This is a genomic window from Mediterraneibacter sp. 210702-DFI.5.30, from assembly GCF_020560115.1.
In the GTDB taxonomy this organism is placed as follows: domain Bacteria; phylum Bacillota; class Clostridia; order Lachnospirales; family Lachnospiraceae; genus Mediterraneibacter; species Mediterraneibacter faecis.
In genome coordinates this window covers 1-20,282 of the sequence record NZ_JAJCME010000018.1, presented here as the reverse complement: position 1 = coordinate 20,282, position 20,282 = coordinate 1, and the positions used below count along the sequence as shown (strand labels likewise).

At 35.8% G+C, this 20,282-nt stretch carries 22 protein-coding genes and 2 pseudogenes; 5 read left to right on the top strand and 19 right to left on the bottom strand.

Annotation, left to right across the window (positions count from 1 at the left end; genetic code table 11):
* Positions 1-2: 2 nt before the first annotated feature.
* On the bottom strand, positions 3-776 hold the full coding sequence (locus LI126_RS13730) for a NifB/NifX family molybdenum-iron cluster-binding protein (RefSeq protein ID WP_227165581.1): 774 nt from the start codon (positions 774-776) through the stop codon (positions 3-5).
* 139 nt (positions 777-915) lie between these two features.
* On the opposite strand from LI126_RS13730, the gene LI126_RS13725 reads away from it, so the two are divergent.
* Positions 916-1,575, top strand: coding sequence for a Crp/Fnr family transcriptional regulator (locus LI126_RS13725; protein ID WP_227165580.1), 660 nt, complete (start codon positions 916-918; stop codon positions 1,573-1,575).
* A 12-nt stretch (positions 1,576-1,587) separates the two neighbouring features.
* On the opposite strand, the pseudogene LI126_RS13720 reads toward LI126_RS13725, so the two are convergent.
* A pseudogene (locus tag LI126_RS13720) lies at positions 1,588-3,280 on the bottom strand (FAD-dependent oxidoreductase).
* Positions 3,281-3,816: 536 nt separating this feature from the next.
* On the opposite strand from LI126_RS13720, the gene LI126_RS13715 reads away from it, so the two are divergent.
* Positions 3,817-4,269 (top strand): hypothetical protein, encoded by a 453-nt coding sequence (locus LI126_RS13715; RefSeq protein ID WP_227165594.1) that lies wholly within the window; start codon positions 3,817-3,819, stop codon positions 4,267-4,269.
* Here LI126_RS13715 and LI126_RS15945 read toward each other — a convergent pair.
* Together LI126_RS15945 and LI126_RS13705 are read right to left on the bottom strand one after the other, a co-directional pair.
* Positions 4,202-4,363, bottom strand: a pseudogene (locus LI126_RS15945) (WYL domain-containing protein); the annotation flags it as partial. The gene LI126_RS13715 and the pseudogene LI126_RS15945 overlap by 68 nt on opposite strands.
* A 203-nt stretch (positions 4,364-4,566) precedes the next feature.
* The gene (locus LI126_RS13705) at positions 4,567-4,899 is read right to left on the bottom strand and encodes a winged helix-turn-helix transcriptional regulator (RefSeq protein WP_117891109.1); all 333 of its coding nucleotides are present in this window, start codon (positions 4,897-4,899) and stop codon (positions 4,567-4,569) included.
* Between the two features lie 143 nt (positions 4,900-5,042).
* Between LI126_RS13705 and LI126_RS13700 the strand changes: the two genes are divergently transcribed.
* Positions 5,043-5,396 carry a cupin domain-containing protein gene (locus LI126_RS13700; RefSeq protein WP_004614173.1) on the top strand — a complete coding sequence of 118 codons (354 nt, stop codon included), beginning with the start codon at positions 5,043-5,045 and terminating at the stop codon, positions 5,394-5,396.
* 107 nt (positions 5,397-5,503) lie between these two features.
* Here LI126_RS13700 and LI126_RS13695 read toward each other — a convergent pair whose 3' ends face one another.
* From LI126_RS13695 to LI126_RS13630, 13 genes are all read right to left on the bottom strand, one after another.
* Positions 5,504-6,121: a sugar O-acetyltransferase gene (locus LI126_RS13695; protein ID WP_004614171.1), complete on the bottom strand. Its 618-nt coding sequence runs from the start codon at positions 6,119-6,121 to the stop codon at positions 5,504-5,506.
* Between the two features lie 171 nt (positions 6,122-6,292).
* Positions 6,293-6,526, bottom strand: a complete 234-nt coding sequence (locus LI126_RS15940) for a transporter substrate-binding domain-containing protein (protein ID WP_117498791.1) — start codon at positions 6,524-6,526, stop codon at positions 6,293-6,295.
* A gap of 22 nt (positions 6,527-6,548) precedes the next feature.
* On the bottom strand, positions 6,549-6,887 hold the full coding sequence (locus LI126_RS13685; protein WP_004614169.1) for a DUF6054 family protein: 339 nt from the start codon (positions 6,885-6,887) through the stop codon (positions 6,549-6,551).
* 235 nt (positions 6,888-7,122) lie between these two features.
* Positions 7,123-8,457 carry a glycoside hydrolase family 32 protein gene (locus LI126_RS13680; RefSeq protein WP_227165579.1) on the bottom strand — a complete coding sequence of 445 codons (1,335 nt, stop codon included), beginning with the start codon at positions 8,455-8,457 and terminating at the stop codon, positions 7,123-7,125.
* 45 nt (positions 8,458-8,502) lie between these two features.
* The gene (locus tag LI126_RS13675; protein WP_227165578.1) at positions 8,503-8,685 is read right to left on the bottom strand and encodes a hypothetical protein; all 183 of its coding nucleotides are present in this window, start codon (positions 8,683-8,685) and stop codon (positions 8,503-8,505) included.
* 467 nt (positions 8,686-9,152) lie between these two features.
* Positions 9,153-9,338 (bottom strand): hypothetical protein, encoded by a 186-nt coding sequence (locus LI126_RS13665; protein WP_155205109.1) that lies wholly within the window; start codon positions 9,336-9,338, stop codon positions 9,153-9,155.
* A 23-nt stretch (positions 9,339-9,361) separates the two neighbouring features.
* On the bottom strand, positions 9,362-10,267 hold the full coding sequence (locus LI126_RS13660; RefSeq protein WP_227165577.1) for a YitT family protein: 906 nt from the start codon (positions 10,265-10,267) through the stop codon (positions 9,362-9,364).
* Positions 10,243-12,276 (bottom strand): beta-galactosidase, encoded by a 2,034-nt coding sequence (locus tag LI126_RS13655; protein ID WP_004614161.1) that lies wholly within the window; start codon positions 12,274-12,276, stop codon positions 10,243-10,245. Before LI126_RS13655 ends, LI126_RS13660 begins: the two co-directional genes overlap by 25 nt.
* A 31-nt stretch (positions 12,277-12,307) precedes the next feature.
* Positions 12,308-13,117, bottom strand: a complete 810-nt coding sequence (locus LI126_RS13650; RefSeq protein WP_055146622.1) for a carbohydrate ABC transporter permease — start codon at positions 13,115-13,117, stop codon at positions 12,308-12,310.
* Complete coding sequence (locus LI126_RS13645) at positions 13,110-14,003, bottom strand: carbohydrate ABC transporter permease (RefSeq protein WP_044987901.1); 894 nt, start codon at positions 14,001-14,003, stop codon at positions 13,110-13,112. Before LI126_RS13645 ends, LI126_RS13650 begins: the two co-directional genes overlap by 8 nt.
* Positions 14,004-14,074: 71 nt before the next feature.
* Entirely contained in the window at positions 14,075-15,358 is a 1,284-nt protein-coding gene (locus LI126_RS13640) for an ABC transporter substrate-binding protein (protein WP_195942953.1), read from the bottom strand.
* Positions 15,359-15,374: 16 nt separating this feature from the next.
* Entirely contained in the window at positions 15,375-16,226 is an 852-nt protein-coding gene (locus LI126_RS13635) for a PfkB family carbohydrate kinase (protein WP_055158196.1), read from the bottom strand.
* Between the two features lie 9 nt (positions 16,227-16,235).
* Positions 16,236-17,231 carry an SIS domain-containing protein gene (locus LI126_RS13630; RefSeq protein ID WP_195942957.1) on the bottom strand — a complete coding sequence of 332 codons (996 nt, stop codon included), beginning with the start codon at positions 17,229-17,231 and terminating at the stop codon, positions 16,236-16,238.
* Between the two features lie 315 nt (positions 17,232-17,546).
* On the opposite strand from LI126_RS13630, the gene LI126_RS13625 reads away from it, so the two are divergent.
* Together LI126_RS13625 and LI126_RS13620 are read left to right on the top strand one after the other, a co-directional pair.
* On the top strand, positions 17,547-18,257 hold the full coding sequence (locus LI126_RS13625; RefSeq protein WP_004614154.1) for a GntR family transcriptional regulator: 711 nt from the start codon (positions 17,547-17,549) through the stop codon (positions 18,255-18,257).
* Positions 18,254-18,991 (top strand): GntR family transcriptional regulator, encoded by a 738-nt coding sequence (locus LI126_RS13620; protein ID WP_004614153.1) that lies wholly within the window; start codon positions 18,254-18,256, stop codon positions 18,989-18,991. Before LI126_RS13625 ends, LI126_RS13620 begins: the two co-directional genes overlap by 4 nt.
* A 416-nt stretch (positions 18,992-19,407) precedes the next feature.
* Here LI126_RS13620 and tnpB read toward each other — a convergent pair whose 3' ends face one another.
* The gene (gene tnpB / locus LI126_RS13615) at positions 19,408-19,770 is read right to left on the bottom strand and encodes an IS66 family insertion sequence element accessory protein TnpB (protein WP_227165576.1); all 363 of its coding nucleotides are present in this window, start codon (positions 19,768-19,770) and stop codon (positions 19,408-19,410) included.
* A gap of 126 nt (positions 19,771-19,896) precedes the next feature.
* Entirely contained in the window at positions 19,897-20,067 is a 171-nt protein-coding gene (gene tnpA, locus LI126_RS15935; protein WP_233447195.1) for an IS66 family insertion sequence element accessory protein TnpA, read from the bottom strand.
* Between the last annotated feature and the right edge of the window lie 215 nt (positions 20,068-20,282).

Genomic DNA, 20,282 nt, shown 5'->3' with positions numbered 1-20,282 from the left:
TCTTAATGACAGCTATGGCTTCCACATCCATGCTCGCCACATGTGTGTCCTTCCCCGTGGCTGTGCTCATGGTGAGAGCAATTCACATCCGGGTTGTAATCCAGTGTTTCATTAATGAAGGCTTCTACTGCTTTATCCGCATCTCCTGAAACTCCGCCGAAAAGCTTAATACCAGCTGCCGCTAACGCTGTCTGTGCACCGCCTCCGATTCCGCCACAGATCAGAACATCTGCATTCAATGCATTAAGAACTCCCGCCAATGCACCATGTCCGCTTCCATTCGTATCTACTACTTCTGAATGTACTACTTTTCCTTCCTCTACATCGTAAATCTTAAATGTCTCTGTGTGTCCAAAGTGCTGGAAAATCTGTCCATTTTCATATGTTACTGCTATTCTCATGATACCTTCTCCTTTTTCCACTGCATATTTTTTGTAAATTTCCTGTTTGTAACATCCTCCAAAGCTGCAGTTGCTGCTCTGACCGTCACAGATTCTGAAATCCCCACCCTCGATTCTAAGCGGATGTCCATCAATAAGTGCATCTGCTATCTTCTTCCTGGCAATCTCATAAATTCTTTGAACAGTTGTTCTTGCGACTTGCATAGATGCTGCGCACTGCTCCTGACTATAACCTTTTTGGTCCAAAAGACGGATTGTCTCGTACTCATCTACCGTCAGAACAATAGGTGTTTTTTTCTCAGTATTATCTGCCGGAAGGAATTCTAAAATATTGGGGAAATGGCAGACTTTTCTACATTTTACTGGTCTCGGCATAAACTGCTCCTTTCTCGCTTTTCTTATATAATAGCCCTATAAAAGGCATATGTCAATAATATTTATGACATATGTCAATTATATGATTGACGCATCTTAAAAAAGCAAGTATACTATGTTCGTAAAGGAGATAACTGTTATGAACTTCGAAAATTATTTTCCACTATGGAATGACTTAAATACAGCACAGAAAAAACTAATTTCAGACAATTTAATCACACAGGATGTAAAAAAAGGAACGATCATTCACAATGGAAACCTGGACTGTACTGGATTATTACTGGTTAAATCCGGGCAACTTCGAACCTACATACTTTCAGATGAAGGACGAGAGGTTACACTTTACCGTCTGTTCGATATGGATATGTGTCTTTTATCCGCCTCATGTATCATACGCTCCATTCAATTTGAAGTAACCATTGAAGCAGAAAAAGATACTGATCTTTGGATCATCCCTGCTGAAATCTATAAGAGCATCATGAAGGAATCTGCTCCCGTCGCAAACTATACCAATGAGTTAATGGCTACCCGTTTTTCTGATGTCATGTGGCTGATTGAACAAATCATGTGGAAGAGTTTGGATAAGCGTGTTGCTTCATTTCTTTTAGAAGAGACCTCTATTGAAGGAACAAACGAGCTGAAAATCACTCATGAGACAATTGCTAATCATCTTGGTTCCCACAGGGAAGTTATTACTCGAATGCTCCGATACTTTCAAGGCGAAGGACTCGTCAAACTCTCCCGCGGGAAAATCACAATCCTTGATTCGAAAAGACTAGAAACACTACAAAGATCATAAAACTGTTTGTTTTTAATAATCCATACCACATGCATATGACCTTTCGATCAGCGCACGGTCATTAATCACAGCATCATAGAAACGGAAGCCACCGGAAAAGTTGAATGTTTCATATCCATTTCCTTCCAGAATACGACTGGCAATATAACTTCGCAGCCCACTCTGGCATATCAGATATACAGGCTTTCCTTTCTCAACTTCATTGATACGTTCCCTCAGTTCATCTACAGGAATGTTTTTTAAATCCATTAATATGACCCTTGCTAAATTCATCTACCGTTCTCACATCCAGCAACACAGCACTTTTATCTTTGGAAATCTTATCCAGATCTTCCAAATGCCATTGTTTTAAAATACCTTTTGCTATATTGTCTATCATGAATCCGGCCATATTTACAGGATCCTTGGCAGAGGAATAAGGAGGTGCATATGCGAGATCCAAATCTTTCAGCTGGGTTGCCTTCAGCCCTGCATGGATTGCTGTTGCCAGCACATCGATACGTTTATCAACTCCTTCGTATCCAATAATCTGAGCACCAAGCAAACGATAAGTCTCTTTTTCAAAAACCACCTTCATGGTCATCACTTTTCCACCAGGATAGTAACCGGCATGACTCATAGGAGAAAGAATTACGGTATCTACATCTAACCCTGACTTTTTGGCATTAGTTTCATTAATACCTGTAGTGGCTGCTGTCATATCAAACACTTTGATAACGGAGCTTCCCTGACTACCCAAATAACGACTATCACCGCCACAAATATTATCAGCAATGATTCTTCCCTGTTTATTGGCAGGTCCAGCTAAAGAGATTAATGTATCATTGCCAGTAACATAATGTTTTACCTGAACTGCATCACCTGCAGCATAAATGTCTGGCACAGAAGTTTCCATTCTGTCATTCACTACAATACTTTCCTTGATGCCAAGTTCCAGACCAGCTTCTTTTGCTAATGCTGTGTCTGGTGTAACGCCGATTGCCAATACTACCATATCAGCATGAAGAGATAGATTATCTTTCAATAGAACCTCTACTCCATTGTCTTTTTCTTTAAATCCTTCTACTGTATAGCCCAATACCAGTTTTATTCCATGTTTTCTCATTTCATTATGGATCATGGATGCCATATCTGGATCAAAAGGATTCATCAGTTGCTCAGGTCGCTGGACAATTGTAACATCCATGCCAAGCTCCTTCAAATTTTCTGCCAGTTCCAGACCAATAAAGCCACCACCTGCCAATACAGCCGATTTTGGATGATTCTCATTAATATATTCCTTTATCCGAAAAGTATCTTCTACTGTACGAAGTGTAAAAAGCTTATCAATACCTACTCCAGGAAGTCTCGGCTGTGTTGGCTTTGCACCTGGAGAGAGGATCAGCTTATCATAGTTTTCTTCAAATATCTCACCATTCTCCAAATTTTTCACTGAAACAGTTTTACGATCCGGATGTATGGAGATAACTTCATGATGAATTTTCATATTGATATGAAAACGTTTTAAAAAACTCTCTGGTGTCTGTAATGTAAGTTCCTCCGGATCTGTGATCACGTCTCCAATATAATATGGAAGCCCACAATTCGCATAGGATATGTATCCAGATCTTTCAAACACAATAATTTCTGCATCTTCATTCAGTCTTCGTATTCTTGCTGCAGCTGTAGCTCCTCCGGCTACACCGCCTACGATTATTACCTTCATCTTATTTTTCCACCTTTCCTGAATAAGCAGCAATGCCACCGATCTTATTTCCTTGTCTTTTTTTTTATGACATTATTATAATCCAAAATTCATATGTTTTCTGTGATATCATCACATTCTGTACTGGCAGATACAAATTCAGAGAGCCTTTTCTAAATACAGGCAACAAAAAACGGGTAATCAAAGTTTGGTGCTAGAATATCCACAATAATCAATTTGTATGCAAGAGTATAATTGAAAATGGCTACAAATCCCATGTTTTACTGGGTTTGTAGCCATTTCCCTTTCTACTCACATAATCAGAACCGGCTTTATTACTGTTCCCTTCCTCATTGCCTCCATGGCACTGTTCACCTTCTCGAAGGGATAAAACCGAATCAGATTTTCCACTGGAAATTTTCCCTTTTTATACCACCTGATCATCTCCGGAATCATCTCCTGAGGAATAGAAAATCCTTCATCTGTACATTTCCATCCAAATCCGTCTATGGATCCGCCACCTACTCCGCAGGCGGTAGCATCCGGTTTTAAGACTTTTGACAGAACAGCTCAAAGAGTTATTTTACATACAGGAGCTCATAGTTAATGGATTTCCGGCTGAACAAAGTGAGATTGATTCTTTAGGCAAGAAAAAAGATGAGCTTACAACACAAATTAAAAAAGTAGTTTTAAGAGCCTCTTTAGATGAGATCGGCGGCGTGTATGATGATCTATTAAATGATCTGGAGGAGGAGCTTAGGGAGGTACAGCAAAAGTTAGCACAGATAACCTACAGAGAGGAGGCTATACAAGCAGATCACAGAGCCTTTACCAGCTATCTGGAGTATCTCAAGAGCTTTGATATAGAGAACCAGCGTAGAGGGCTTGTATTTGATTATCAGTTTATGAAAATGAGTTACTTTGAATTGATAGAAAAGGCTGATAATATTTTCCATCATGCCGCAATTCCATCTCTTTTTTTACATTCCACTGAAAATATTGAAATTTAATTTTCTTATTCTCTGCGATTGATGTATGAATTGCATCGACATTATAGTAAATACTTTCGTTCATTGTCTTAATTCTATCTGATACCCTTATTTGCTCCATTCTGCTTGTCAGCTCCTGTGTTTGAACCGGAACCGTTATTCTTGTCTGATCTTGTGTTGCTTCCACTTCTTAACCAGTGCATTTGCTGTTTTTAGGACTTATAGGAATATATATTGAATAATAAAGAAAAAAGCTGCTAACCTATTTTTTATAGACTAACTGCTCGTATTGTTCGAGCTTTTCAAATACTAGCCTACTTATTTCTGTTCAATAATTGATTTATAGTAATTACCAAAGTCAGCAAGTGAATTAACAATTGGAAGCATTTCTTTTCCAAGTTCCGTTAATCCATATTCTACTTTTGGCGGCATCTCCTGATAATCATGCCGATAAGCAAGACCGTCATCCATCATTTGTCTTAAACTATCTGTCAAAACCTTTTGTGAAATACCATCTATACTTCGTTGTAGCTCATTGAATCTCCATGGACGCTCTTTCAAGTTACGCAAAATCAGCAGTTTCCATTTTCCTCCGATGAGAGATACTGCTGTTGCAACTGGGCATTCCGGTAATTCTTCTTTTGCTCGCATAATTCTCACCTCCAAGTCTATTGTAATACATTCAATTTTGAATGTACAGTTACAAAAAGGTGCGTACTTGTTTTTGCATATGTCTCACACTATACTAATACCACGCAACCCTGAAACTACAAATTAACTATGGAGGTATTATTATGGCAAATTACACAAAAACAACTATTGGAAAGGAAAACCGAATTGAGCTGCATGAAAAGTTGTCTTTAACAGGTGCAGAAATCAGTTTAAATGAACTACCTGCAGGAGCAAATGTCCCATTTGTTCATTCTCATAAAGAAAATGAAGAAATCTATGGAATTCTTTCAGGTAACGGCAAAGCCATAATTGATGGAGAAGAAATCAGCCTTTCAACTGGAGACTGGCTAAAAATCGCGCCTGCTGCAAAGCGTCAGTTTTTTGCATCCGATATTTCCGGAATTACTTATATCTGCATTCAGGTAAAAGAAAATTCTCTGGAACATTTTACAGCAGAGGATGCCGTAATCGGCTAAATTAAAAGTATTTATTTACAGAAATGCACAGCTCCCGATAAGCTAAGAACTGTGCATTTCTTCTTTCTTCAATTTTACGATTTCTCAATTTTTCAAACTTGAAGTTTTCAATTCTTTTCAATTCCATCTGGCATATGATCTTTCTCAGTTATCTTACGAATAACCCGGCATGGATTTCCAGCTGCCAGACTATAAGGTGGAATATCTCTTGTTACAACACTTCCTGCACCAATTACACACCCTTCTCCTATGGTGACACCACCGCAAACAACTACATTAGATGCCAGCCAACAATTATCTTTTATAGTTATTGGTTTCGCATATTCAAGATTATAAAAACTACCATCTTCTCTCTTTCGGATATTGCGTTCTTCAGGTAATAATGGATGCATAGGAGTTGCCAATGTAACATTTGGACCAATCATCACATTATCGCCTATATGTATTTCACATACATCTAAACATGTAAAATTAAAATTAGCAGAACTGAATTTTCCAAAGAAAGTATTGCATCCGTAATCAAAATAAACAGGTGCCTGCAAATACGGAAGCTCCTCTGTTGTTGGCAGTAATTCTTGCAATATCTGTGCTTGCTCTTCTGGCTGATCTTCATCTGTCAAATTGTATTTTCTTGCTAATTTACGCGCATTCAGGCGTAGTTGCTCCAATTCTTTATCTGTTGGATCGTATATCTCTCCACTTAGCATTTTTTCTCTTTCAGTCATTTCCAATAGCCTCCAAATTTTGATTTGTTACTCGCATGATATCGTGTTTTTTCTTCAATTACAGCACTTTTTAACGTAAAAAGCGTTTTTATATGATGCAGCCAACGACAAGGAGTCTTAGTAAGTGAAATATCACAACACTTCTCTATGATCCTATGTCTATAACTAAAACTAATCTTGTTGTCTTATGATTTCTGATATTATCGACAGCAACTTATCAACCTGGATTGGCTTTGCGATATGACCATTTTCAATCTTATCAAAACAGTTAGACCAGTCACATTTCACATATTCAAATTTCCATCCGGTATAGCCCGCCAGAGCCTGCATGAGTTCGTAACCATATCCTCGTCTTACACCGTTTTTATCAGCATAATTGAAGGTATCCTCAAATAAACAGCTTATCGCCCCTACAAATGTAAAGTTATCAATTAGCGAAATCCAACAACTCGATTAACTTATCGAGAAATGCCTCTTCCCCCCATGTATTAATTTTGAAAAATACAGCTTGGCTTCCTCCCGCTGTAATTGCGGAAAGTTGAACTGGATCTTTGTCATTTTGAAAAAGTGTAATGTTAAGACTCACTCTGTTTCCTCCGGCATAGCTGTAACGCTCAAAAACACGAACGCTACAACGCGCAGTTCCACTTTGAAAGTCACTGGCATCTTCTAACGTTGCTGACATACTGCCATTTATTATTCCGTTCTCAATTTTGGAAAGTAACTGTTCAAAATCTTCATTTATATATCTTTCTATTTTTGCCATACCCAACACCTTCCTCTCAACTATCTACACTGAAATCTAGAGCACTATTTACTTACCTGTTTTTATTTCATTTTAACTTAGCAAATGTTATAAGTCAATTTTTAGGTTATTTTGAATTTTCTAAAATTCTTTTCTCTCACCCTGTATTTTACCCTTTCATCTTTTGTATATGTAAGAGGGTTTGTAGATTAGGATACAAACAACTTTAGATGAATGTTTTTATAAACAATTTCCTTCAAATCAGGTCCCCGTCCAACGGGTGGTTCATTATTTCATCCATCTCATAAATTATACTTTTTTCAATTACCAAATCTCCTCCTGTTGCAAATAATTTAACTTTATAAAAATCTTCCGGAAAAAGTAAGTTTGACATAACAACCTCTCCGTTATTAATAAATAATTCACTCTGAGAAACATCCATTAGAAGTTTTATCGTTAAAAACTCCTGTGTAAAATCTACAGGTGCTTTATATTTTCCTGTTGAAATTTTAATTCCAAACGTTTGCGCATGAATCTTTTCAATCGGATAAGATATATCTAGTTCTAGTACTTCTTTCTTATCGCACAGCGTCCACTCTTCATCCGCTCCCATCTTTATGTTCTTCATTTCATGCTTATTTGTTCTTAAACACTCCATTTCTTTAACAGGTAATTGCTTTAAAATATATTTTTTCTCTTTTTGCACTAATTTCAATTCACGGACACAAGACATCTGACCCTTGAACGGACTTGTTGGAAGATAATCTCTGTATTGCCAATTATCAGCCCATGCAATCATCAATCTTCTGTCTTTAGGTACATGATTCCACGTAACTCCAGCATAAAAATCTTTTCCATAATCTATCCAAAGACCTTTCTCTTGGTTTGAATCTGCTATAAATTTTTGACCGTCGAATTCTCCCACAAAATACTGCATTCCTGTTCCACCTGCTGGAGATCCATCATTAACACTTACTGTTAAAACCCATTTCTTTTCTTCTGTTGTCTCAACTATCATTGGGAAAAGATCTGGACATTCCCATACCCCCGTATGACTTTCTTGATTTCCTTTGAAAGAAGATATTTGATTCCAATGAATTAAATCCTTTGATTCATACAAAAGTACACAATCTCCACCTGAAAGAATCATAACCCACTTTTCTTCATAGCGAAATACTTTTGGATCTCGAAAATCTTCTCTTGAATCTGTTAAAATCGGATTTCCAGAATATTTTTCCCATGTACGCCCTTTATCATAACTAAACGCTACTCCCTGACTTTGCCTTTTGGTTTCATGTTCACTATAAGTAAAAAATGCTACCATTCGCTGATTTTCTTCATCCACAACCGCACTACCAGACCAGATTTGTCCAATTTTATCTGGTGCAATAGCTTTAGGTAGTCTCTTCCAACGCACTAAATCTTTACTTACTGCATGTCCCCAATAAATCTGCTCGTTAATATTATACTGATGAAAAAGATGATATTCACCCTTATAATATACCAATCCATTCGGATCATTTATAATATAATCTTCTGCTGAAAAATGTATTTTCGGTCTGTATTTTTCCATTTTAACACCTTTAGGCATTCATCCAGCTCCGATGAATGCCTGTCTTTCTATCACTTCTTAAATTTATTTTTTTAATTCAACAAAATCTGCTTTCAACTGATCTACCATCTGATCAAATGTATATTCTCCACTGAAATATCCTTGGAAATCTGCTGCAGCTTTTGATTCATACCCTGAAGGAAATCCTCCCATTACCCATGGAAGTGTCTTCCCTTCATCAATATATCTTTTTACTTCTTTTGACAACGTATCTGTGATTTCAACATCAGTCTCTGTTTCAGCAGAGGTCCTGTACCTTTCGGTGATATCATTATTGCTTCGCTCTTCCCGTAGGAGTCTTCGCCTGCACGAGCCGGATTATCTCCGGTAAGCATGTTCCTCAAGATGTATCAGCTCCCTCAATTGTCAAGGTGCAATCGGAAGAACTGTCTGAACCTCTTTTACGTTTGTGATTTTTGGAAATCAGAGGATTTTCAATTTTCCTTCCTTGTACTCTGTCTGTATTGGGAGCCACAAAATCGGACATGATTTTAGAACTTTTTTGAAATTATTTTTTGAAGTGTAAAAAGACAGAAAAAAAGATGCCAGGATTTCTCCTGACACCGTAGTGACTGTGCCAACTTCGTGCCCAGTGGGCACAAGGTTGGTTGTATTATTCTTCATTTCCTAATGATATTGGTTCTTTCTTTGTTTTCTTGTTTTTAGATATCATCTTATGACCTGTATAAATAGTACTGGAAATCTGGAATATCCTTCTTTTTAATATTTTTCTGAGGATAAAAAAGTAATTCCACCTCTTTTGGTGGCATCATCTGGAGTTCTTCAATCGGAATTCCTCCCACGTGATAACGTTCCATAATCAAAGATAATGTTCCGGATCCAATCTTATACCGATCCATGCTAGAACTTCTTAATTTTTATATTATATTGGCTTGAATCCTTTTCCACGCACTTCATTCGATTCCATTATAACAAGAAACGCTGATGAATCTACTTTCTTTACAGCTTCTTGAATCGTATACATTTCTTTATTGTTACATGCACACATTAATACTTCTTTTTCACGTCCTGTATAACTTCCTTCTGCCTTAATCAAAGTTGCCCCTCGTTGTGATAGCTCATCAATTTTTGCCGCAATTTGTGGTCCCTTTTCTGTTACAATCAAAGCAAGTTTTCCAGCATCAACGCCATACATTAGCTTATCTACGACAAATGATAGAATATACGTTCCAATTAATCCATAAATAATCTTATCAATGTTTCCATGCATCAGAATTCCACCAATAATTACAATAATAAAATCCATAACAATGATAATTTTTCCTATAGAAATATGTGGCTTTGCCTTGTGTATTGCCATCAAAACAAAATCTGCTCCACCTGTAGAGGTATCTCTCATATAAATTATTGCATATCCGATTCCTGAGAATACACTCATACAAATACAAGATAACATCATATCACCTTGGTAAATTGGAAACAATGGAACAACCCAGTCCATCAGTATATTAGAAATTAACATTGTCTTTATTGATCTTAAAAAAAATTGTTTTCCCAACAACTTGTAACAAATTAAAATAATTGGAATATTCAAAATTGTCGTCATTGTACCAATTGGAATTTTCCAAAAATAATAAAACACGATTGCAATACCTGATATACCTGCTACCGGAAATCCAGATGCCACTGCAAAATTATAGACTCCAATCGCAATGAAAAAACCACCTACAATATCAAGTAAAATATCAATTAAAAATGTCTTTACCTTTGATTTCAATGTGAGTTCCTCCCTATTACGGAATCTTATTTCTTTTGCATCACAATACATTGATATGTTTGCAGTATTATTGAACCTGTAAGGATTTCATCAGTAATCAAATTTGTATAACATTCATTCAAAACCATCTTCACAGGATGTCTGTTAAAATTCTGAAGAAAATATACATCATCTTTCTGTTCTTTTCCACTTCTTTTTGAAACAGTAACTCCATAAGGTAATGTTTCCGTCAAATTTGCTTCCACATTTGCTTCCTCAATTACATCGCCCAAAAATTCTTTCAAAAATTCCAGATCTGGTTGAACAGCAACATAGTAAGCTTTTCCTTTGCCATACGCATTTTCTGTAATTGCTGGAGTATTTACATTGTAATCTTGCAAGTATGTTCCCAACGGCTTTGCAGTTTGAAGTGTCACAACTTCTCTTAACACACCGGCTTTATATACACCGTCTTTATAGGAGAAAGTATTTGGAAAATATTCATTCCCCACATCAATCTCATCAACTGATAATCCTAGCAATCTCTCATGTGGTCTCTCTCCAATAAAACATAAATCTGTTTCATTTACTACTCCACTCCAATAAGTTGTTACATATATTCCCCCTGCTTCCACGTATGCTTCTACTTTATGAATATACTCTTTTTTATGCAAGTATAAGGTCGGAGCAACCACAAGCTGATAATCTAACAACTCTCGATCCATGGAAATTATATCAACTTCAATTCCTTTTTCCCAAAAAACCCGATAATATTTTAAAAGTTCTTCCGTATAATCAAATTTTCTCGATATTGCTTGTGCGTCAGAAAGAGCCCACCAATTTTCCCAATCCATAATAATAGCTACCTTCGCCCTATTACATGTACTTAGTATTTGACTGCTTAGCTTTTCTAGATCTTTGCCAATCCAAGCAACTTCTTGAAAAACTCTATTCTTTTCTGACGCATCATGACCAACAACCGCTCCATGAAACTTTTCACTCGATCCTCTGCTTTTTCTCCATTGAAAATAAAGAACACTATTCGAACCTAACGCAATTGCCTGCATTGAAGATAAGTAATTCATCCCCGGTCTTTTTACATTATTTTCCTCATCCCAATTCACAAGTGATGGTGTTGATTCCATCATCAAAAATGGCTTCTTCTGAAATCCTCTCATCTGGTTATGCATAAAGGCTGCCCACACAGCAATCGGTACTTCATCTTCTTTTGTATGCCAACTCGGATAAGAGTCCCAAGAAATCACATCCAACTCCTCTGCCCATTTATCATAATTCAATGGTGAAAAATACATCATCATGTTTGTTGTAACTGGAAGATCCGAATATGTTTTAACAGCTCGAATCTCTTCTCTACAAAAGTCCTGTAACTGTTCGCTCACAAATCTTTTCCAGTCCAATTTCAAACCGTGTAATTCATCCTCTCCCCTCGGAGAAGGTGAATGAATCTGTTCCCAATCGGTATAAGTATGACTCCAAAACGCACTCCACCATGCATGATTCAATGCATCCAATGTTTTGTATTTTTTTTTCAACCATTTCCGAAATGCTTTTTGACATTCTTCGCAATGACAAGAAGCATCCCTAAAATTTCCTCCGTATTCGTTTGATATATGCCAAAGAATTACTCCTGGATGTTTTCCAAAGCGTTCTGATAATTTCAAATCCAACTTTCTAGTTTTTTCTCTCATAACAGCAGACGTGTAACAAAAATTATGCCTTTTTCCTGGTAAATTCTGTATCCCGTTTTCATCTGTCTGCATTACTTCAGGATATTTTTGAGTCATCCAATTTGGCATTGCACCTGTTGGTGTAGCTAGATTTGTATAGATGCCATTGTCATATAAACGGTTAATAATTTCTTCTAAATAGTCAAACTGATATTTTCCTTCTTCTGGCTCTAAAAATGCCCACGAAAATATTCCTAGTGAAACATTATTTACATGCGCTAATTTCATTAACCGGATATCCTCTTCAAGAATATCCGGTCTATCTAACCATTGTTCAGGATTATAATCTCCACCATGCAGAAGACCTGGCATATTTATTTTTTTATATTCCATTTCTAATCCCTTTCTTTATAGATATCATTTATTATTTTACAGCTCCAGTAATACCTTCTGCAAAACTCTTCTGTAAAATAAAGAATACTAAGGCGGTAGGCAATGTACATATTAAGACTGCCAACATAAGCATTCCATAGTCTGTTACATATCCCTCTGTCAGATTTGCTACAACCATTGGCATTGTCATGCTCTTGGATTCTGTCATGATTACTTTCGGCCACATATAACTATTCCAAGCATTCATAAATGTAATAGTCATAGCCGCTGCATATGTTGATTTCATTGTAGGAATAAACATCTGAAAGAAGATTCTAATTTCCGAAAGTCCATCTAATCTGGCAGCTTCAATAATATCAAGAGGAAATGATCTTGCACTCTGCCGAAACATCATGATTAAAAATGGAGTTGATACCGTTGGTAAAATGAATCCCAACGCACTATTTAACATTTTCATTTTTGCAACCATCTGAAACAATGGGACCAATGTCGTAATAAATGGAACCATCATTGCAAGAAGAATCACATCCATCACGGCATCTTTTGCTTTATCATGATAAATTTCAAATCCATATCCTGCCAAGGAACATATCACCATCGAAACTATTGTAAGTAATATTGCATATTTAAATGAATTGACCAATGCAGCCCCTACATCTTGATTTGCCAGCAGATTTTTGAAGTTTTCTCCCAAATGAGAGCCAAACGATAATACACCTTTTGATACATCCACACTTTTGTTTGTGGATGCACTTACCATCCAGTACAAAGGAAATACTGAAATAAAAGTAACCAAAATCAAGAATGCATACATTCCTATATTTTTCATTTTTTTAATCACGTTTATCACCCACCCTCATTTGTATAAATGCTAATACTGCAACCAACAGTAATATGAAGAAGGACATCGCTGCTGCATATCCAAAATTCGGCACATACTTAAAACATAAATTATATATGTAATGTGACATAGAGATTGAAGCATTCGCAGGACCTCCATCGGTCAAGTTAACTGATTCATCAAATAACTGTAATGTTCCATTTGTTGACATTATTGCTGTTAACAAGATAGTTGGTTTTAATAATGGAACAGTAATCTTAAAAAATGTCTGTATTGCTGATGCTCCATCAATTTTTGCAGCTTCGTATACTGAATATTCAATGTTTTGCAATCCAGAAAGGAAAAATACCATATTATATCCTGTCCATCTCCACAAAAGACCCAATAAGATAACCATTTTTGCCGCAAATGGTTGTGTCAAAAAATTATATGGTTTATCCAAAATTCCAATATTCACTAGAACATAATTTACTAATCCATTATTTGCAAACAAAGACCGAAAAATAATTGAATACGCAACCAATGAAGTTGTACACGGCACAAAAATCATTGTTCGGAAAAATCCTTTAAACCGTAAGTCTTTTTTATTTAGAATACAAGCTAACACCAACGCTACTACAAGCATAATGGGCACTTGAAGAATGAAATAAAAAAATGTGTTTTTTATTGACTGAATAAATACATCATCTTGAAACATTCTGATGTAATTTGTAAATCCAGCCATCTGCATATTTCTACCTTTCCCCGTCTGAAAAGATAAAACTAACGCTTTGATCATTGGCCAAAAACTAAACACCGCAATCAAAAATGTTGCTGGTGCCAAAAAAGCCCATCCTGTTAAATTATGCTTTTTTTCCAACGTCATTTTTCTTAGTTTGTTAGACACAAAAACTCCTCCTCTCTATCCATAAGGGTGATGGTTCTACATTCCATCCCCTTGTATGATAGGAATCTCTTTTACTGTCCCATATTAAAATTAACAGTATCTTCCGTTTTTTTAAGCTCTTTCTCTAAATCTGCACCATTTGTAATATTTGTTGTCGCAACAGAGATTGCGTCTCTTGCTTCATTGAAATATGGCCCCGTAATAATAGAAGGAACTTTTGTTGAATAGTCAACTATTTTTTCAAACACTGCATCACCAGAGAAAAATTCATTCGGTACTGCATATGCATCAGAATCTCCTGCTGGTGTCCATGTAGAAATTGCTCCACAAGAGAGAATATTATCATATAACTCTGTACTTCCAGCAAATGTAGACGCAAGAAAATCTTCTGCTAACTCTACGTTTCCACAATTCCCTGAGATTGCCCAGGAAGAACCTCCATTATTTGAATAGTTTGTGGCACCCTTTACATTTGTAAGTTTTGGAATATTTGTAATAGCCCATTTTCCTGACTGATCCTCAGCTGTCTGAATTGTTCCCATAATCCAACACCCATTAATCACACCTGCAACTTCACTGTTCACCATTGAGCCAGTGTATTCATCCCAGTTATTTACTTCCTGTAACACACCTGAATCTTTCATTTTACAATATGTATCAATTACCTTCTTTAAAGTGTCATTTTTTGCAATATTCGCTGTTCCATCTTCATTAAACAAAGATGCTCCTGCAGACTGTAACATCATCGTAAGCAAATCACATTCGCCTGCTGTCGTTGTCAATAATGGTTTTCCTGTTTTTTCCAGTACTACTTTGCCTTTTTCAATCCACTCATCCCAAGTAATATCTGTAAAATCTTCTAAAGTCATTCCAGCTTCTTGCAAAATATCTGTACGATAACAAGCAATTGCTACTCCGTTGTCAAAAGGCACTCCATAGTGTTTTCCATCTACAACAGAAAAATCTGTTTTACCAGGAGCAAATTCTGAAAAATCAATTTTCTTTTCAGAAATTTCTGTAAATATATCTGGATAAGATATTACATTTTTTTGGAATGACTGGTCAGACATCAAAAAAACATCTGGCAATGTGCTTAGATCTCCTGATATACCAGCCGTAGTAAGTCTAGACTGTACATCTACATCTCCAACTTCGACAATATCAATTTTCACATCTTGATGATCTTCTTGATAAATTTTTGCAGCTTCTTCCATTGCAAAAATATTAAATGTTTTGTCCCAACACCATACTGTAATTGTATTATCGTCTTTATTGCTTTCACTTTGATTTCCGCATGCTGTAATACCAATTGCCATCGTAGCTGCCAATAAAATTGCCACTATTTTTTTTCTCATTTGTTATATTCTCCTTCTACCATGCCCCTTTATACCCTATTGTTACCGCACTATTCTGAGCTCCTGCTTCCATCGAATCTTGAACATTCAATCCATTCAAAATCCCATATAAAAATCCGGCAATAAAACTGTCGCCTGCACCCATTGTATCAACAACTTTACACTCTATGATTCCAAATCGATACCAAGAATTCCCATCATACCCAATGCTTCCATTTTTCCCCAATGTTGCAATAATGACTTTAGGTCCTTTTTGTTGCATTGCTTTCATGAATTCCTTTAATTGTTCCGTACAATTTTCTTTTTCTTTTAAGCCCATGCTATGATATTTCTGTCTAAACTCATTGCGTGATTCCTCGTCAAAAGAGAAGAATGCATATGTCACATATGGAATCGCTTTCTCAACAATTGGATTTGCAAATTTATTGGCAAAATCAAATGCAACTGGAATTTCTTTCGAAATAAGTGGAAGCTCATCTTCAATCATTCCCCAAATTCCTGTAACCGCTAAATCATGTTTCTTTATAAAGGAAATGTCTTGTTCTCTTAGCTTAAAGTCTGCCAAAACACCTTCTTCATATTTTCCAAACACTCTATCTCCATCTACAATGTCAACATGTGTAACTGCGGTTTTTCCATCCAGCACTTGAATATGAGAAGTATCGACTCCTTTATTTTGAATTGCACTTATCATGATTTTTCCGAATGAATCAGTTCCAACAGCACCTGTATAAGAACTTTCTCCACCTAATCGTTTTATGTATACAGCAACATTCACTGGGTTTCCCCCTGGATATGATTCATTCAATGAATCATAATAATCAATACAATTATCTCCTATTGCTGCTACTCTTATCTTTCTGTCCATTTTGCCACCTTAATAGTCCAGACATCTGTAATATCTTCTGATTTCCATAGGATGACAATTGACTTTTTCCATATGTACATCAATTCTCTGTGTTACCGCATGCATCACTAAATGTGATATATATCCTCTGTACTCTGGACTAATTCCTTTTAATTCAAATTTCTTGGTATCAATAATATTGTATTTTCCACAAATGCGTGGCAAGAAGTTTGCAACGCGCTCGCTCAATGATCTCTGAGAATCTTCCCCAATAAATACTGTAACTGGTGTATCTTTGTCAATTATTTCTAACATTCCATGGAAAAATTCTGCACTGTGGATAGATTTTGTACGAATCCAATGCTGTTCTTCCCAATAACACATTGCATAAGAATATGTGGCACCATACTGATTCCCAGCCCCAATAAAATAATGAATTTTGTCGTCCTTATGACGATTTGCAAATTCTTCTCCGAAAGCATCTGCTTCCTTTTCAACTTCCACAAGTGCAGTTGCCAAATACTGATCCAACTCCTTGTATAAATCCTCATATTCTGGAAATTCTCCTGCATTGTACATAAATCTATCTGCTACCATATAAAATTTCAATTGTTCATTGGCAGGATATGTAATCACATAGTCTACAAGTTTTGCAAGTTCTGCAGTAGCAACATCAATAAAACCAATCACCCTTGCTCCACTCTTCTGTGCTTTTTTTACTCCATCTACGATTTCAGAAGTTGTTCCTGTAACAGACGAAATAATTACAATAGTTCCTTCTCCAACTTTTTTATTTCCAGTTGTCAAATACTCTGCTGCGTTTTCAACAAAAAATGAAAGTTTTGATTTTTCTTTCATATGAACCTCTGCCTGGAGGCAAGATGCATATGTTCCACCGATACCGAGCCAACAAATATTCTTGTATCCTTCTTTACAAATCCCATCAATCAATTCATTAATTTGATTTCTCAGAGCAAGCGCTCCATTCACACTTTCAATCTGTTTCTGTTCATTAAATTTCAACATAGTGTTTTCCCTTTCCCTTCTTTTATATTGGTGACTATTTTTAAATTTAATATACCACTTTTTTCATTTTTTTCAATATTTCACGCAAAGAATATTAAATATTGTTGTATTTTTATAAATATAAATGCTTTTTTTTATACACAATGCATATATTTCTTTTATTCTGGTATGAAACGCATTTCAAGTTTACTATACCAGTTTTTATATTTATTTTTTATTTATTCATTTCTTTTTTCCTTTCCATTTGCTTTTTAAGAACTGACAACGTATAATTTGATTATAATTTACAAGTAAATTATAATATTAGGAGTTCTTATGAAAAAAAATTTATTAACTTTAGATGTTGCATTATCAAAAGAAATCAAATACATGCTAAAGGAAGAACACTATCTTCCAGGTGACAAACTGCCTTCGGAACGAAAGCTGGCAGAGCTGTTTCATGTACAACGCTTAACTGTTCGTGGAGCCTTGGATCTGTTACTTCAAGATAAAACAATTATCTCAAAACCACGAAGTGGTTATTACGTAGCACCTAAACGCATTTTACAATCCATTCGTAATTTTTCCTTACATTCAGAGGAAGATAGCGGACAATTAACTTACGAATTATATGATTTCAAAAAAATAGAAGCAGATAACTATCTTGCAAGCGAAATGTTACTTCCTGAAAAATCGAAAATATACAAAATTGTTTGGCTTTATTCAGATGATACTCAACTAATTTGTATCAATACAACTTATATTCCTGAATATATCTATCCAGATCTCACCCAACAAATTGCTGCTTCTGCTCCTGCAATTGATTTGATTACAAACAATTGTCAAATAACCTTGGCAAAATCGAATCAAAAAGTCACCTTACTTTACGCAGACACAAAGACTGCTCAAATTTTAAATATTCCTGTTGATAGCCCTTTAATGAAATACAAAGGGCTCATGTATGATAAACAAGGACATCTTGCAGTCTTTTTTGAAAATAATATGCTAATTGATCGTTTTGGTTTTATCAGGGAGGTAGTTTTATGAGCAATGATGATGTATTAGCCGCACAAATAAAATCTAGTATCATTACAAAAATTAAAACACAGGAATATCTTCCTGGGGAGTTGCTTCCTAGCGAACGGGATTTTGCAACAATGTATAGTGTAAGTCGGTATTTGATTCATGACATCTTTGACGAATTAATTAGCCAACATTACTTAATTCGCGTTCAAGGAAAGGGAACTTTTGTCCGCAAACCCGAACAAAATCGAGTTGCTTTAGGAGTACTAAATGAATCAAAAAATGCCAGCTTTACCTCTTTAGTTCGTAACTTTGGTATTGAAATTTCCAATAAATGCTTAGGCACAGGTATAATCAAAAACAAAAAATACTTTGCAGATAAACTTGGACTTTCTGAAGAAGATGAAATATATGGTATTCATCGAATTCGTCTTGGAAACAAGGAACCTCTTGCAATTGAGTTTACCTATGTTCCTATTCATTTTTTTTCAGATATCGATAATTACAATTTTGAGCACATATCGCTTTATGATTATATGAAATCCAAAAATCATTTGCCTGTAAAATTTAATGAGACAATGATGATGGTAGAAGCTGGCGAAAAACTTCAAAAGCACCTTCATCTTCCAAGTGCCACCTCTATCGTCAACTATATTGAATTCATAGGATACGATGAAAATGGTAATTTAGTTGAATATACAGAAAGTTATTCACGCCCTGATAAACTTGAAGTGCGCTTTGTCACAAATGATATCTAAATTAACTTTAATTTTACCATTTAGTATATGTATGCACCATAAACAAAACAAGATAGAATATACACAAAATAATCTTTTGTTAGGGGCGGGGAAAATTGACCACCTAAAGCCGCTTAGAATTAACCATTTTTAGTCAGATAGAAAAGTCATTGTATTTTTCTCTTCGTGTTCTAAAATGATGTATGCCAATGCATCAGTAGAAATCACAATGGAAGAAAAACACAATGACTTAACTGAAATAATAGTCTGATAAATGACATTCACTGGCTCCTGCACGTTCATATCACTGTCGAGACTTTCTCCCTTTGACAGCTTGCATCAAATGTATCTTTAATAACAAGAATCGTTTCCATAAGATTCTGGTTGTGAATAACTATTTTTTAAAATAAAATATTTTTTCTACGAATTGCACAATACTACATGGTTTTAGGTGGATCCTTCAGTTCTTTGATCGGATATTTTGCAACAATGGACAATCCTTGCATTAACATTTGAAACTGCTCTGGTGTAATTTCCATAGCTTCTTCTTTTGTACGCGGCCAGCTAAAGCCACCGATGTTCAATCTTTTATAAAGAAGCAAGAATCCATCGCCTTCCCAAACGAGCCCTTTGATTCGATCGGTGCGTTTTCCGCAGAACAAGAATAAGATATGCTTTTGAAAAGGATCCAAGTCAAACTGAAATTTAATAGTAGATGCCAAACCATCAATCCCACGCCGTAAGTCTGTATACCCTGTAGCAATAAAATTTTTTTCAAATCCAACAGCATCATTAAGCATGGAGAAGACCTCCAACCTTGTTTAGAAGTTCTTCCGTAGCTGTATTTGATATTTCAATTGAAACAGCGCCTCTTCGGATAACAACATCCGGTTTAAAAGGACTGGTAGATGAACTTGCTTGATCAGTCATTTTGATTTCAATAAAATCTGTAGTTGTTGGAGTTGGATTCTCTTGACAGCAGGCGTTAAGGTGCTCTCTAATGTAGTAAGGTATGCTTCTTCTCGGAGAATTCGTTGCCAGTAAAAAAAGGATTTGTCCGAAATGCCATGTTCTCGACACCAGGTCGTTTTAGGCATTCCACTAGCAAGACATTCTTTGATGATACTTGTCCATTGTTCACACCGGACTTTATAAGTTATTTTATCCATGAGATTATCCTCCCTCTAAAAAACCTTAGATTTTTTAAAGTAATTATCTCATGAAAACTAGCAAAAATCGTGGTACCTACTATTTACCGGTTCTTTCCATTGTTAGTTGAATTCACAGCGAAAGTGCTCGTGTAAAAGCACTT

Bases quoted from the DNA above. Each gene is read 5' to 3' on its own strand.
- LI126_RS13620 (WP_004614153.1), top strand. From the start codon at position 18,254: ATGAGCAATGATGATGTATTAGCCGCACAAATAAAATCTAGTATCATT.
- LI126_RS13640 (WP_195942953.1), bottom strand. From the start codon at position 15,358: ATGAGAAAAAAAATAGTGGCAATTTTATTGGCAGCTACGATGGCAATT.
- LI126_RS13635 (WP_055158196.1), bottom strand. From the start codon at position 16,226: ATGGACAGAAAGATAAGAGTAGCAGCAATAGGAGATAATTGTATTGAT.
- LI126_RS13705 (WP_117891109.1), bottom strand. From the start codon at position 4,899: ATGCGAGCAAAAGAAGAATTACCGGAATGCCCAGTTGCAACAGCAGTA.
- LI126_RS13625 (WP_004614154.1), top strand. From the start codon at position 17,547: ATGAAAAAAAATTTATTAACTTTAGATGTTGCATTATCAAAAGAAATC.
- tnpA (WP_233447195.1), bottom strand. From the start codon at position 20,067: ATGCCTAAAACGACCTGGTGTCGAGAACATGGCATTTCGGACAAATCC.
- LI126_RS13680 (WP_227165579.1), bottom strand. From the start codon at position 8,457: ATGCCTAAAGGTGTTAAAATGGAAAAATACAGACCGAAAATACATTTT.
- LI126_RS13725 (WP_227165580.1), top strand. From the start codon at position 916: ATGAACTTCGAAAATTATTTTCCACTATGGAATGACTTAAATACAGCA.
- LI126_RS13630 (WP_195942957.1), bottom strand. From the start codon at position 17,231: ATGTTGAAATTTAATGAACAGAAACAGATTGAAAGTGTGAATGGAGCG.
- LI126_RS13665 (WP_155205109.1), bottom strand. From the start codon at position 9,338: ATGGATCGGTATAAGATTGGATCCGGAACATTATCTTTGATTATGGAA.
- LI126_RS13700 (WP_004614173.1), top strand. From the start codon at position 5,043: ATGGCAAATTACACAAAAACAACTATTGGAAAGGAAAACCGAATTGAG.
- LI126_RS13655 (WP_004614161.1), bottom strand. From the start codon at position 12,276: ATGGAATATAAAAAAATAAATATGCCAGGTCTTCTGCATGGTGGAGAT.
- LI126_RS13730 (WP_227165581.1), bottom strand. From the start codon at position 776: ATGCCGAGACCAGTAAAATGTAGAAAAGTCTGCCATTTCCCCAATATT.
- LI126_RS13695 (WP_004614171.1), bottom strand. From the start codon at position 6,121: ATGACTGAAAGAGAAAAAATGCTAAGTGGAGAGATATACGATCCAACA.
- tnpB (WP_227165576.1), bottom strand. From the start codon at position 19,770: ATGCTTAATGATGCTGTTGGATTTGAAAAAAATTTTATTGCTACAGGG.
- LI126_RS13685 (WP_004614169.1), bottom strand. From the start codon at position 6,887: ATGGCAAAAATAGAAAGATATATAAATGAAGATTTTGAACAGTTACTT.
- LI126_RS13660 (WP_227165577.1), bottom strand. From the start codon at position 10,267: ATGTATTGTGATGCAAAAGAAATAAGATTCCGTAATAGGGAGGAACTC.